This window comes from Aliiroseovarius crassostreae (assembly GCF_025137635.1).
GTDB classification, from domain to species: domain Bacteria; phylum Pseudomonadota; class Alphaproteobacteria; order Rhodobacterales; family Rhodobacteraceae; genus Aliiroseovarius; species Aliiroseovarius crassostreae.
This window is the reverse complement of record NZ_CP080772.1, coordinates 1,635,603-1,648,450: the sequence shown is the minus strand read 5'-3', so window position 1 is coordinate 1,648,450 and position 12,848 is coordinate 1,635,603. Positions and strand designations below refer to the sequence as shown.

The window sequence follows — 12,848 nt, the reverse complement described above, 5'->3', positions numbered from 1 at the left end:
AAGCGTATAATTTAATTACTCAAGGAAAGCATCAACTTGCAGGAAGAATCGAATGCTTTTCGCAAGTGGATTTTCGGTTGCGAAATCCGCAGGGCGCCAGCAGCTTCATGATGGCATTCCGGTGGCGAGGGGGGGGCGATCGAAACCCGGTTTCCTATGTTCAGAGGTCAGCTTTCCCGGAACGCGCGGCGGAAATAATCCGTCAGGGGTTTCAGAAGATAGCTCAACGGTGTGCGATCCTCGGTCTTGAGGAAGACTTCAACCGGCATGCCCGGAAGGATCTCCAGCTTGTCCAGACCCGGTGCGCTCATGTCATCGGGGGTCACGATCGCCTCGTAATAGGTCAGCCCACTATGCTCATCCAGCATCGTATCGGGCGAGATGCGCTGCACCGTGCCGGAAATTTCCGGGGTCTTGCGCTGGTCGAAAGATGAAAAATGCAAAGAGGCGACCTGGCCGGAATGGACCTCGTCGATATGGACGGGATCCACACGGGCAGACACGTGAACAGGCCGGTCGCGCGGGACGATGAACATCATCGGATCAGCAGGGCGGATGACCGCTTTTTCTGTTCTGACGGATGAGCCGAAGATGACCCCATCGGCGGGGGCGCGCACCTCCATGCGGCTTAGCCTTTCGCGCAGGCTCAGTTGGCGTTCCACCAGCTCGATCTCACTGTAGCGTAAATCGCGCAGGCGCCCGATGGCCGCTTCCCGCCGCTGGTTGCCCAGCTTCAGGATCTCGATGCGGATGGTCGAGATCTGCGCCTGAGCTTCGCCGGATTGTGCTTCAAGCTGGCCGATTTCACCCCCAAGCCGGGCGCGGCTTTTTTTCAACTCGTTCACCCGCTTGACCGAAACCAGCTGCTTTTCCAGCAGTGCGGTCTGATCCACCAGCTCAGCGTTCACCAGCTCAAGCTCTTCGTTTAATGCCGCAAGCTGGGCGGTCAGACCCGAGATCTGGATGTTGATCTGTCCGATCTGTTCGTTCAACTGATCGGTTTCCTGCCGCAGCGAGGTCAGGCGCGCGGTGAAAAGATTGGTTTGACCATCCAGCTGGCTGGCGATCCAGTCCGGGTCCAGATGGGCAAACCCGTCCGGGGGCTGCAGGTCCAGCACCTCCAGCCCATCGCGCTCTGCCTCAAGCCGGGTGCGGCGGGCAAAGATCTCCAGCAACTGCCGGTCCACGATTTCCAACTCAGAGCGCAGGAATGTGTCGTCAAAGCGGACCAGAACATCCCCGGTTTGCACCACATCCCCATCCTGGGCGAGGATCTGTCCCACCACGCCCCCGTCCGGGTGTTGCACCACCTGCCGGTCGGTCACGACCTGAACGGTCCCTGTCGCCACCACCGCGCCCGCGATCTGAGTGCCCACAGCCCAGCTTCCCATGCCGCCGAACAGGGTGAGAACCGCCAGCATCCCGATCACGGTCGGCCAGGTGGCGCTCCATTTGTGGGTCTGGTCGGGCGGGGGCATGATGTCACCTTTGTTTTATCGCTTTATGCACATTGTCAGCGTTTTTGATCATCGACTGGATGACCTCGTCTCGGGGGCCGTAGCGTGCGACCTGGCCTTTCTCCAACACCACCAGCTGATCACATTGGGCGATGGCGCGGGGGCGGTGGGTCATGACGACAATGGCTTTCTCGTTGGCTTTCATGTCGGCAATGGCGGCGTTCAGGGCTTCGGATCCTTCTGCATCCAGGGCAGAGTTCGGTTCATCCAGCACCAGAATGATTGGGTTGCCATAAAGGGCCCGTGCCAGGGCAAGGCGCTGTTTCTGCCCCCCGGACAGTTTCGTGTCCATGGGGCCGATACGTGTGTCATATCCGTTGGGAAGTTCGAGGATCACATCATGCACCCGCGCCTTTTGGGCCGCGTCCACCACCAGTTCTGCAACGGGATCCAGCGACATGCGCGCGATATTCTCGGTTATGGTGCCTTCGAAGAACTGGATTTCCTGTGGCAGGTATCCGATCAGCTCTCCCAGCCGGTCGGGGCCATATTGCGGCAAGGTGGCCCCGCCGATGCGCACCTCTCCGGCGGTCGGGACAACCAGGCCCAGAAGCACGCGGGCAAGGGTGGTTTTGCCAGACCCGCTTTTGCCGATGATGCCAAGGGCTTCTCCCGGGGCGACATAGAAGGTGATATTGCGCAAGACAGGCTTTTCGCGGCCCTGCACCATCAGCCCGATATCGCGCGCATTCAGAGAGGCGGACGGGGGGGGCAGGCGGGTTGGCTCCGCGTGTCTGGGCAGGGAGTGCAGAAGGGCGGAAAGATTGCGCCAGCTGCTGCGGGCACGCTGGACGACAGGCCATTGTGGCAGGCCCTGTTCGATCGGGGCCAGCGCGCGTCCCAGCAGGATCGACCCGGCAATCATGGCGCCCGCTGTCAACTCGTTTTGCAACACCAAAAGCGCACCAAGCCCCAGCATTGCGGATTGCAGGAAGAAGCGAAATGCCTTGGTAAAAGAGGTCAGCGACCCGGTCAGATCGTTCACGCGAATGGTTTTGCCAAGTGCTTCATCCTGTTTCTGACGCCAGCGTTGGCCCAGAACCCGCCCCATTCCCTGTGCCCAGGCAAATTGAGCACTGTTGAGCGCCTGTGCGGCGAAACTGTTGGCGCTGGAGGATCTGGTCTGGGCCTCCTGCACTTTTCCGTGGGTCAGGAGCTGGTTGAGCAGTGCTGTGACCACCAGAATGGCGCCGCCCGTTGTGGCCAGCCACCCCAGGAGCGGGTGAAAGATGAAAATTGCTGCCAGAAAGACCGGGGTCCAGGGAAGATCAAACAGCGCCAGAAGGACCGGTGAGGTGTATAGCGTCCGGATCGCGTCCACATCCTGCAGGGATGCCTTTGGGTGGGCATCTGCCGGTTTGAACGCATGTGTTTCAAGCAGCGCATCAAAGGCCCTTGGGCCGATCAGCGCCTGAAACCGCGCGCCCACACGGGCCATCAGGCGGCCCCGCGCAAAATCCAAAAGCCCGTAAAGGGCAAACAGCAATGTCACAAGGGTGACCAGGGCCACAAGGGTTTCCTCGGACCGTGATCCGAGCACCCGGTCATAGACCTGCAACATGAACAGCGGGCCTGTCAGCATCAGAAGATTGGTGAAAATACTGAAGAAAAACGCCAAACGTATCAGCCCGCGGCTTTTGGCCAGCGCCAGAGAGAGCTGTTTCGGTTGGTCTGCAGACATAATCAGTTTCGCAAAAATTAAAATGTGGAACCGTTCCATTAAAGCAGATTTTCGCATTTTCAGCAAATTGGCGCCTTATGTGGCAGGTGGTTTGAGGGGGCGTTTAAGGGCCGGTTTCGGGTTTGGAGACATGTGAATTCGGTTCCCTCTGAACAGGTTTCACAGGGTTGTCCGTGTGGAGATAGGTGCGTAAATATCTGTGGGCAAAGGGAAAAAATGAGTGTCTTGACAATCGGATTGGTGAAACCCTTTCATATGAGAGAGAGGGACCCGATGGGAAAGTCTATTTTTGCAAAGTTTTTTCGAGCCATTTGCCTGATCCTGTTCTGGGGGATGAGCTTTCTGGTCGTGTTTCCTTTTCTCGCCTACAGTCTTGGTCTGTTCTCATTGCTGCCTCGTAATGCCATGGCCGTTCTGGGCGTGCTCATCGTGGTTGCCATACTCGGCGTGGCAGGATGGTCCTTCCGCCAGGCATTGTGGTTTCGCCGCCCGAAAATCCTGCCCCTCGCGCTTCTGATCATTGGGTTCTTGTTGTTGCAGCCCTTTGCATTTGTCCGGGAAGCCTTTGGGGAATGGCAAATGGGCAGCCTTCTTCTGACCATTCAGGAAAACCAGGCCAGCACCATGCTGAATGTGGGTATCCATGACTTCACGCCCCAGCTGATCAAGCAGATCACCTACCTGCTGCTCGCGACTGGTGCGGCCCTGTTCCTGCTGAGCAGTTCACGCACAGCGGCACGGCAGATCAGCCTTGTGGGGGTGGTGGCCATTCTGTCCAGCCCGGTCAGCGAATACGCGCTGCGTCTGATCCTGCCCGTGCCGGCGCACGCGCTGGCGGTGGAGCGTTTTCTGGAGGGCCACCAGGTCACCCAAGCCCCTGAGAGGCAGAAAAACCTGGTCATTGTGTATCTGGAAAGCCTTGAACGCACATATAGCGAGATCGAAGAGACCCGCGCGGCCTATGCCCCCTTTGCCGAGTTTGAGCGGCAGGGGCTGGCCTTCAACAATATTGTGCAAGTGGCCGGAACACAGTTCACCGCCGCCGGGTTGGTCGCAACACAATGCGGCGTGCCGCTCCTGGCACGTGGGGTGTTTCATGTCGGGCGCAAGATGAAGGCCAATGAGGATGTGATCCCGGATTTCACCGAGTTCCTGCCCGGTGTGACCTGTCTTGGCGATATCCTGACGCGGGACGGATACAACGCCTCTTACGTGAACGGGTCGCGCCTGACGGTCTTTTCCAAAGGGGCGTTGTTTCGCAGCCACGGCTATCAGCGGGTGTTCGGGCTGAGAAGCTATGACGGCTGGGAGGAAGAGTCGCGCACAAATCTGTGGGGCATGAATGATGATCTGCTGTTTGAGCGGGTGAAACGCGAGTTGGGTCATCTGGCCGCACAGGATGCCCCCTTCCTTCTGTCGACATTGACGCTTAGCACCCATGGGCCGGATGCCCTTCTGGATGGGACCTGCCCGGCTGATGAGACAGCCCTGTCGAAACTGCCTGCTGCCATTGCCTGCAGCGGGGCGCATGTGGCGGATCTGATAAATGAGATCAAGCGGCTTGGCATCTGGGACGATACGATAGTGCTGTTGGCCAGCGATCACCTGGCCGCGCGCAATACGCTTTACGACCAACTGAGTGCCCGCAAGGAGGCGCGGCGCAATCAGGTCACGTTCCTGAATGCAGGATCCGTTCGGCAGGTGGACCGGCTTGGCAGCATGGTGGATGTCTACCCGACGATCCTCGAACTGTTGGGGTATCAGTTGCAAAACGGAACCGCGAATATGGGCACGTCCCTGCTGAGTGATCAGTCCAATTTTGTGGAAACCCATGGGGTCGAGGGGTTCAACGAAAGTATCCGGGGAAATTCTGATATGCAGGAATTGTTATGGTTGGCACAGGGAACGCGGGCTGCTAGCATTACCCTCGATTGAGTTTACCAATCGTAAACAATGGATTGAGACAGACGCTCAGCGAGCGAGACATTTGAGGGACAGACAAGCTGACGCATATGTATATTCACACCCGGTAAAAAGTGTTGCGTTCTTGCCGCTACGGAAGGGGCGGGCGAGTAAAATCTGTGGTTTTGATGTGTGAAATGTGGCATTCATGTTCCAAGGGGATGGGGTTTATGAGGCATTTTGGCATGAAAAATGTAGTTTTGATGGGCGTCCTGCTGGCTGGCCTTGCCGCCTGTAGTGATGTCAACTTTGGCGAGTTTTCTTCGACCGGTGACAGCGCGGCGTCCGTAAAAGACAGTTCCAATGTGGATTATCATCCGAATGATCAGCATATTGTCTCGGGCCGCATGCAGTTCAAAGAGGGCAATTACGGCAAAGCCTACAGACATTTCAAAAAAGCGATTGATGTCGCACCTCAGGATCCGCAGGCCTGGCTTGGATTTGCGGCCTCGGCTGACATGTTGCGCCGTTTCGACAAGGCGGATTTCGCGTATCGGAAGTTGCAGCCGGTTATCGGTAACCGCATCGAATTTCTGAATAACTACGGCTATTCTCACCTGCTGCGCGGCAATCTGACCACGGCGCGGAAGTATTTCCTGAAGGCCTATGAAATTGACCCCTCGAATGAGTTTGCCGCAAACAATCTCGAATTGCTGCGCAACTCGGTCGCGTATCAGCGCCGGGCCCCCGGTGATCTGAAAGGTATCTGACCTCGGGACCTGTGAGCGGGACCTGTGAGCAGGTGACCATGGGCGAAACCGGTTTTGACATAATGCGGATCGCGGCGTCTTTGCTGATGATCGCCTGGCTGTTGCGGATCGGGATTGGTGATTTCCTGACCCATCGCATTCGCAACGCCGATGTTCTGGTCCTGGTGAGCCTGTTCCTTTTGTGGTCGGCGACAGGCATGTTTCACGGGCTTGCGATGCATCTGATGTCTGGTGCCGTGCTTTTTGTGATTGGGTATGCGTTCTGGTTCCTGCGCTTGATGGGAGGAGGGGACGCCAAATTGTTTTTTCCGGCCGGACTGCTTGTGGGCTGGCAAGGTCTGGGGCTTTTTGCGCTGGCACTGCTTGGTTTTTCGGTTCTGGCACTTCTTGTGGTGAAAAGCGGTATTGGGGCGTCGGGAACCGGGCGGATCGGGCAACGCCTGCGGGTGATCCGCGACAGTGGCAAGGTTCCCTACGGCGTGCCAATCGTTTTGGCAGTTATCGTAGCAACCGATTTTTGGTAAACTGCACCTTATTTTACACCGCAGTCCGTGCGGACAATCCCTATCCCATGGCGCTTTTGAACAATTCGGGATGACGTGAAGAGGGGCGAAGATGAGATTTCTTAAAGATACAGATGGATATGTTCTTGTCCTGACCTTGCTGTTTTTGCCGGTCTTTCTGGGCATGGCGGTTTTGGTCATCGACATCAGCCGGGGCAACAATGCCCATTCCGATCTTCAGGCCGCGGCCGATGCGTTGGCGCTTGCGGGAGCGGTTGAACTGGATGGCGGATCTGATGCGATCACCCGGGCCAAGGCGGCGATGGAAAACGTGGATAACACAGTCCATTTCCTGGGCAATGATGCGAACAACATGCAAACAGTCTTGGAATATGAAGACGTTGCAGACAATGAATTTACCGTTATTTTTCTGCGGGATATTCCGCCTAATGATCATGATCCAATTGATCAGGCCTGGGTGGATGCAAATTTCACCACCGATGGGACGGATGCCGAATATGTCTATGTTTCCGCCCGTTCCGAGGATCTGTATTCGATCTTTTCCTCGGTATTGAAGCCGCTGATCCGGACCGTTCCGGTGCGGGCAAATGCGGTGGCGATGTCACAAAGCGCCGTCTGTGATGTGCCCCCTCTGTTCATCTGCAACCCGTTTGAGGGAGAGGGCATAACCGACCTTCAGACCGCGTTTTCCAACGGGCTTTTGCATGGGCGGATCCTGAAACTTCACGCCAAGCAGAACCAGAATGACCCGGCGGGTCCGGGCAATTTCGGGTTTCTGCAAACCAATGGGACCTCCAGCGCGGCAGATATCCGGGATTTCTTTGCGGGCGCGCGCAATCCGACCTGTTATGAGTCAGATACGGTTGACACAAAGCCCGGTTATGCCACCTCAATTGCGACCGGGTTCAACATCCGTTTTGACCTCTATGATGCGCCTTATAAGAACGCACAGGATGTCTATGGCCCTGCCTATAACGTGCGGAAGGGGTATGAGCCCGGAACCGGAAATTTCTGCCGAAAACAGGAACTGGTTGACCCGTCCACCGCTGATTTCATGGGCTTTCCCGACAATGGTACCATGGGGTCGCCGACCAATGGTGCTGGTGGTGTGTTGGTGGGGAGCCCGAATGATTACGGAACCTTTACCACCCCCGCCGGGCCCGGCACCTGGGATGAATGGGACATTTCGACCTATTGGTCGGTCAACCACCCCTCAAATCCAACAGGGCACACGGTTGTCGAAAGCACCTTTGACCATCTTGGGCTGCAACCGTCGCGCTATGATGTCTATCGTCATGAGATTGAGACCGAGCTTGCCAGCGCCAACAATCTGGTGGCGGAAAACTCGACCGGAGGGGAGACCGGCTATCCGAAATGTTCAGACCCCGACAACAATCTGGACCATGTTCCAGCCTATGATCCGGCGGACCCGTCTGCCCCGACCGGCACCAAGGACCGCCGCGTGATCATTGCGGCGATCGTGAACTGCCTGGCCAATCCGTTTAACGGGCAGGCAACCCTGCCGGTGAACAGCTATGCCAGCATCTTCATGGTGCGCCCGATCGAGAAGTCGTCGAACAATGGCAAGGGCAACCAGGATGAGGATGCGACCCTGCGCGAAGGCGGGACCATTGATGTGGAGTTTGTCGATATCACGGGGTTTGGCGGGAACGGCACCTTGGACACGTTTATCCGCGCCGAATCGATTCTCGTCAGGTAAATCGAAAGGTTTAATCCGTCTTTACAGTCACTTAAATCGCACGGTTTATGCGCTCAAAATTTAGGCAAAAAAACATCACTCGTTAACCACTTTGAGATTGGCAAAAATGCGACAATCTCCCTTTTTTCCCGGCTTTGTTTCAAAAAATGTCCAGAACGTGCTGAAATTATGTCATTTTTTTGACGGAAACTTCGAAAACTGTTATCGTGTTTATATTGAAATGTCCGTTTTTTACGATGGTTGCCTGTTTTTAAAAGTTAACTGGACGGCATTTCGTTTTTTGGGGAACAGGGGCCCACTTCTTTTTTTTCGCCCCTACGAATTGGGAGTAATTTTAAATGAGTAAACTGATCGAAAAACTGGTTCTGCGTTTTCGTAAAGACGAAGACGGGATTGCGTTGACAGAATATCTCATCCTGCTGGGACTTCTCACCGCAGCTGTGATTGCGGCGGTGTTGCTATTTGGCGAACAGCTGGGGCTGCGTTGGGATACCTGGGCTCAGTGGATGTCCAGCACTCAGCTGAATGCACCTGCGGTTGGATCTGGCGGCTGATAGGTTCCACGCCTGAGGCAGGGGATCTGTCCATTGGGGGAACGCCTTCCTTTGACGGCAACCTGACCTAACCAGCTTTGCTGGCGAACAAGTACACATACATATCAGCAATGACCGCCTTCCTGTGGTCATTGCTATCGCGACGGTAGGAGGCAGTCATGCGTGCGACAACGGTCGTCAGTTTATTGCTGGCGTTGGTTTTGGCTGGGCTGGCAACATTTACAGCTCAGATTTGGTTGAACACAGAGAGGGCCCAGATCCTGTCTGAAGTCCTTCCCGCATCAGAAGAAGAGCAGGAGCCACAGCAGAAAATCGTCGTGGCCCGGACCGTGCTGCAATTCGGTCAACGTCTGACGCGTGACAAGTTGCAGGAAATTGACTGGGCGGCAAAAGACCTGCCCAACGGGGCGTTTACCTCCATTGATCAACTGGTGTCCGATTCAGAGGAACACGCGAGGTTTGTCGTCTCCTCCATGGAGGTCGGGGAACCTGTTTTTGCCAGCAAAATCACCGAACCGGGGCAGCGTGCGAAGCTGTCTACGGCACTGACACCGGGGATGAAAGCGATTTCGATCCGGGTGAATGATGTGCTGGGTGTGGCGGGATTTGTTCTGCCGGGGGACCGGGTGGATATCATGCTGACCCGCAGCCAGGGCAGCGGCTCCTATGTGGATGTGTTGCTGCAGGGGGTAAAGGTTCTGGCGATCGACCAGATTGCAGATGACCGCAAGGACAAGCCCAGCGTGGTGCGCACCGTGACCTTTGAGGTCAGCACCGAAGAGGCCCAGAAACTGGCCCTTGCGGCCAATGTCGGGACCATGTCCCTGGCGCTGCGCAATATCGGCTCTTCCGAGACCGAGACCCTGCAGCGCGTGACCACGCTCGACCTTGTTGATCCGCAGGTGGCCGAGGAGCTGCGCTTGCAAAAAGAAAAGGCAGCCGCGGAAGAAGCCGCACTGGCTGCGGCTGAAATGCTGGAAACCGGCCCCACCGACACCGAACTGATGCGACAGGAGGTCGAAACGTTGCTGAAAGGCTTCATGAGCGACATTTCCGGGCGCCTGAATGAAGTCGAAACAAGTATTGATCAGGCAAATACAGTAGACTCGGAGCCGGTGAGAACTGTCGTGGCTTCCTCTCCGCCGCCCAAGCCTCTGAAGGCAAATGTTGGTGTTATCCGGGCTGGCAAGCGTAGCAATTATCTTGTGCCACGGGTTGACCCAGCGGCACCGACGACCGCAGAGTAGATTATCGTCGGGTTCGGGATGGAATGAACAGAGGCGTGAATTGATCGAAATGGGACGGGCAAAAGGTAAATTTCCTATGAGCAGGATCTTGAGAAATCTGGTTGCGGCAGGATTGGTCGGCGTGTCGACGCTGATGATTGCCGCGCCAACAGTCGCGCAGGAAACGATGCGTGAAATCACGCTGGGCGATGGTGTGGTGGACAAGTTCATCATCGCGCCGGGCCATGTGGTGACCGTGACGACCGACAAACCTGTGGCTGATCTGGTGGTTGGCAATCCGGCCGTGGCGGACGTGTTCCCCCTGTCGGATACCTCGGTCTATATCCAGGCGAAAGGCAGCGGGTTCACCAATATCGCCATGTATGACGACAACAAGCAGTTGCTTGGGGTCATGAACGTGCGGGTGCGCCGCGACTTTACCGAATTGCAAAATGTGATCGACCGATCGGTGCCCGGTGCGACCGTCAGCGTGTCGAATGTCAACAACCGCATTCGTCTGACCGGTGATGTGCGTGACAATGTGGCGCTGGAGCGGGTGCTGCAACTTGCCTCCCAATATTCCGAAGAACCGGTCATCAACGGTATTCGCGTGCGCAGCGGGCAGCAGGTTGAGCTGGATGTGCGCATTCTGGAAGTGCAGCGCAATGCCGGCCGTCAGCTTGGGGTCAACCTCGCAGCGACCCGGTCTGACGGTCTGAACGTCTTCAACTCGGGTCAGCAGGTTCTGGGGCAGGGGGCCGCTTCGGCCGTTGCAACCCAGGGGACACCTTTTGGCACGATCGTCGGCAATATCCTGACCGGTGCGGGCACCCAGATCGATGTTGTGATCGATGCCTTGGAAGCCCGAGGTCTGGCGCGCCGTCTGGCCAACCCAAAACTGACCACCACAAGTGGGGTTCAAGCCAATTTCGTGGTTGGTGGCGAAGTGCCGATCACCCGCGCCGTGACCGGCGAAAATGGCAACACGGCGGAAGAAACCGCTTATCGTGAATATGGGGTGCGTCTGAATTTCCGCCCGGTGGTTCTGGATGATGGCCTGATCCAGCTGCGGATCCGCCCGGAAGTCAGTGACATTGATGAGACCCCGCGCAACGGGATCGGGTTTATCAGCCGCAAGGCCGACACCACCGTGTCTTTGCGCGATGGGCAGAGCTTTGCCATTGCCGGTCTTCTGGATGTCAGCAACACCCGTGGAGTTGAGCAATTCCCCTGGTTGGGACAGATTCCGATCCTTGGTGCATTGTTCCGTTCGACCGAATTCCAGAAACGTGAAACCGATCTGGTCATTCTCGTAACCCCGCGCCTGGTGCGTCCTGCTGCCCCGAACGAACCTCTGGCCACGCCATTTGACACCAGCCGGTCGTCCAATGATGTCGAGCTGTTCCTGTTGGGAATGCTGGAGGTGGACAAACGCATGATCCGCTCCTTCCGCGAAGGGGACGGCGTGGTTGGCCCTTATGGACATATGGTAGATCTGGAGTTTGAAGATGGCTTGCTTGTCAAATAAGCGGGCGCTTGTCGCCCTTGTGGTCGCCGGTCTGCTGACGGGCTGCGCAGACTATCTGAACAACCGGGATACTGTCTCGGCTGCGACCGGGAACGCCATGGATGCCAATACGGCCATCCATGTCGTGTCTCCCTGGCCGCCCTATGTAGGGGATACAAACCTGACGGACGATAATTAAACCGCAGGTCACGCCGCAGATAGGCATGAAACGATTGTTGAGAGGTCAGGCGCGTTTTTGCGTCAACGGGTGAGGTGTACCTTTTTTTAATTTGAATGTGGATTACTCCAATGTCGAAACAAAGGAAAAATCTACGGGATTGCGATCAGGGGTCAATCTTTGTTGAAGCCCTGCTGGTCTTGCCGGTGATCACGCTGCTGAGCGTGGGGGTGCTGGAGTTCGGGAACGTGCTCTGGCAGCGCCATCAGGTTCAGACCGGTGTGCGGGATGCCGCGCGGTATTGGGCGCGGTGCAAGGCGGATACAATTGCCTATGTCTCAAACTGCAGTGAAACAAAGGCGCGCAATATTGCTTTTTATGGCACGCCCAATCCTCCTACCCCGGCGGTGCTGAGGGTTCCCGGATGGGATGACGCAAGCGAGCTGATTATCCTGCCGGCCAAGGCGGATCTGCCTAGCGTTCCGGATAATGGGGATGTTGTCTATGTGGAAGCTGAGGTGACTTATCAGGATTCCCCCCTGTTCAACCTGTTGCAGATTGACGGGATTACGCTCTCATACGCGCATAACCAACGGTATATCGGATGGTAAGGCTCTGGACATATCGCCGGGGGGGGGCTGCCTGTCGGTTCTGGCGTGACCAGAGCGGGATCTCCTTTGTGGAGGGGCTTATTGTCCTGCCTGTCGTGCTATTGGTGTTTTCGGTGATGATCGAACTGGGGTTCGCGGTGTTCCAGTGGAACCAGACTGTGAAGGCGCTGCAGCTTGGGGCGCGTCTGGCCGTGGTTTCAGACCCGTTGCTCAGCACCAGCAGCAGCCAGTGGACCACCCTGACAAATTACGGCACCACTCCGGCGGGCGATCCTGTGCCGGACAGCAACGTGTCGGCCAGTTGTGGGGCTGGCAAAAGCGAAGCCTGTCTGACCGACCCGATGAGGCGCCTGATTTTCGGAATTAACAGCAGCGGCGGCATAGATGATCGGTGCGCGCCCGGTGAGGGGCTGATGCCCGGAATGTGTGATTTCAACACCGGGATCCGCCCGGAGCATGTCTGGATATCCTATCAGCGCTCCGGTCTTGGTTATGTCGGACGCCCGCTAGGTCCAGTATTGACGGTTACGGTCGGAACCAGCGGGTTGAGTCTGGACTTGCCGTTCCTGGGCGCCCTGATCGGGTTGGACAACATGGCCATCCCGGCCCATCCGGTTTCAATCACAAGCGAAGATCTTTCCAGTATTTCCCCCTGAGG

The 12,848-nt window shown here is 56.7% G+C and carries 12 protein-coding genes; 10 read left to right on the top strand and 2 right to left on the bottom strand.

The window, feature by feature from the left end:
* Positions 1–167: 167 nt before the first annotated feature.
* Both K3J57_RS07850 and K3J57_RS07845 read right to left on the bottom strand, forming a co-directional pair.
* Positions 168–1,478 (bottom strand): HlyD family type I secretion periplasmic adaptor subunit, encoded by a 1,311-nt coding sequence (locus K3J57_RS07850; RefSeq protein WP_259790491.1) that lies wholly within the window; start codon positions 1,476–1,478, stop codon positions 168–170.
* Positions 1,479–1,482: 4 nt separating this feature from the next.
* Positions 1,483–3,198, bottom strand: a complete 1,716-nt coding sequence (locus K3J57_RS07845; protein WP_259795337.1) for a type I secretion system permease/ATPase — start codon at positions 3,196–3,198, stop codon at positions 1,483–1,485.
* A 273-nt stretch (positions 3,199–3,471) separates the two neighbouring features.
* Between K3J57_RS07845 and K3J57_RS07840 the strand changes: the two genes are divergently transcribed.
* From K3J57_RS07840 to K3J57_RS07795, 10 genes are all read left to right on the top strand, one after another.
* A complete protein-coding gene (locus tag K3J57_RS07840; protein ID WP_259790486.1) occupies positions 3,472–5,133 on the top strand; it encodes a sulfatase-like hydrolase/transferase in 1,662 nt (553 codons plus the stop codon).
* A 212-nt stretch (positions 5,134–5,345) separates the two neighbouring features.
* Positions 5,346–5,870 (top strand): tetratricopeptide repeat protein, encoded by a 525-nt coding sequence (locus K3J57_RS07835; RefSeq protein ID WP_259775318.1) that lies wholly within the window; start codon positions 5,346–5,348, stop codon positions 5,868–5,870.
* 11 nt (positions 5,871–5,881) lie between these two features.
* Complete coding sequence (locus tag K3J57_RS07830; RefSeq protein ID WP_259795336.1) at positions 5,882–6,394, top strand: prepilin peptidase; 513 nt, start codon at positions 5,882–5,884, stop codon at positions 6,392–6,394.
* Between the two features lie 91 nt (positions 6,395–6,485).
* The gene (locus K3J57_RS07825) at positions 6,486–8,114 is read left to right on the top strand and encodes a pilus assembly protein TadG-related protein (RefSeq protein ID WP_259790480.1); all 1,629 of its coding nucleotides are present in this window, start codon (positions 6,486–6,488) and stop codon (positions 8,112–8,114) included.
* Positions 8,115–8,452: 338 nt separating this feature from the next.
* Entirely contained in the window at positions 8,453–8,668 is a 216-nt protein-coding gene (locus K3J57_RS07820) for a Flp family type IVb pilin (RefSeq protein WP_259790477.1), read from the top strand.
* A 236-nt stretch (positions 8,669–8,904) separates the two neighbouring features.
* Positions 8,905–9,915 (top strand): Flp pilus assembly protein CpaB, encoded by a 1,011-nt coding sequence (cpaB, locus tag K3J57_RS07815; RefSeq protein WP_259783371.1) that lies wholly within the window; start codon positions 8,905–8,907, stop codon positions 9,913–9,915.
* Between the two features lie 76 nt (positions 9,916–9,991).
* The gene (locus K3J57_RS07810) at positions 9,992–11,422 is read left to right on the top strand and encodes a type II and III secretion system protein family protein (protein WP_259790476.1); all 1,431 of its coding nucleotides are present in this window, start codon (positions 9,992–9,994) and stop codon (positions 11,420–11,422) included.
* Positions 11,403–11,600 carry a hypothetical protein gene (locus tag K3J57_RS07805; protein ID WP_139231478.1) on the top strand — a complete coding sequence of 66 codons (198 nt, stop codon included), beginning with the start codon at positions 11,403–11,405 and terminating at the stop codon, positions 11,598–11,600. The genes K3J57_RS07810 and K3J57_RS07805 overlap by 20 nt, the downstream gene beginning before the upstream one ends.
* A gap of 110 nt (positions 11,601–11,710) precedes the next feature.
* Positions 11,711–12,190: a TadE/TadG family type IV pilus assembly protein gene (locus K3J57_RS07800; protein WP_259795335.1), complete on the top strand. Its 480-nt coding sequence runs from the start codon at positions 11,711–11,713 to the stop codon at positions 12,188–12,190.
* Entirely contained in the window at positions 12,184–12,846 is a 663-nt protein-coding gene (locus tag K3J57_RS07795; protein WP_259795334.1) for a TadE/TadG family type IV pilus assembly protein, read from the top strand. The genes K3J57_RS07800 and K3J57_RS07795 overlap by 7 nt, the downstream gene beginning before the upstream one ends.
* Positions 12,847–12,848: the final 2 nt, after the last annotated feature.

Excerpts from the sequence above, each read along its gene's own strand:
- K3J57_RS07825 (WP_259790480.1), top strand. The coding sequence starts at position 6,486 with ATGAGATTTCTTAAAGATACAGATGGATATGTTCTTGTCCTGACCTTG.
- K3J57_RS07800 (WP_259795335.1), top strand. The coding sequence starts at position 11,711 with ATGTCGAAACAAAGGAAAAATCTACGGGATTGCGATCAGGGGTCAATC.
- K3J57_RS07795 (WP_259795334.1), top strand. The coding sequence starts at position 12,184 with ATGGTAAGGCTCTGGACATATCGCCGGGGGGGGGCTGCCTGTCGGTTC.
- K3J57_RS07845 (WP_259795337.1), bottom strand. The coding sequence starts at position 3,198 with ATGTCTGCAGACCAACCGAAACAGCTCTCTCTGGCGCTGGCCAAAAGC.
- K3J57_RS07810 (WP_259790476.1), top strand. The coding sequence starts at position 9,992 with ATGAGCAGGATCTTGAGAAATCTGGTTGCGGCAGGATTGGTCGGCGTG.
- K3J57_RS07820 (WP_259790477.1), top strand. The coding sequence starts at position 8,453 with ATGAGTAAACTGATCGAAAAACTGGTTCTGCGTTTTCGTAAAGACGAA.
- K3J57_RS07805 (WP_139231478.1), top strand. The coding sequence starts at position 11,403 with ATGGCTTGCTTGTCAAATAAGCGGGCGCTTGTCGCCCTTGTGGTCGCC.
- K3J57_RS07840 (WP_259790486.1), top strand. The coding sequence starts at position 3,472 with ATGGGAAAGTCTATTTTTGCAAAGTTTTTTCGAGCCATTTGCCTGATC.
- K3J57_RS07850 (WP_259790491.1), bottom strand. The coding sequence starts at position 1,478 with ATGCCCCCGCCCGACCAGACCCACAAATGGAGCGCCACCTGGCCGACC.
- K3J57_RS07835 (WP_259775318.1), top strand. The coding sequence starts at position 5,346 with ATGAAAAATGTAGTTTTGATGGGCGTCCTGCTGGCTGGCCTTGCCGCC.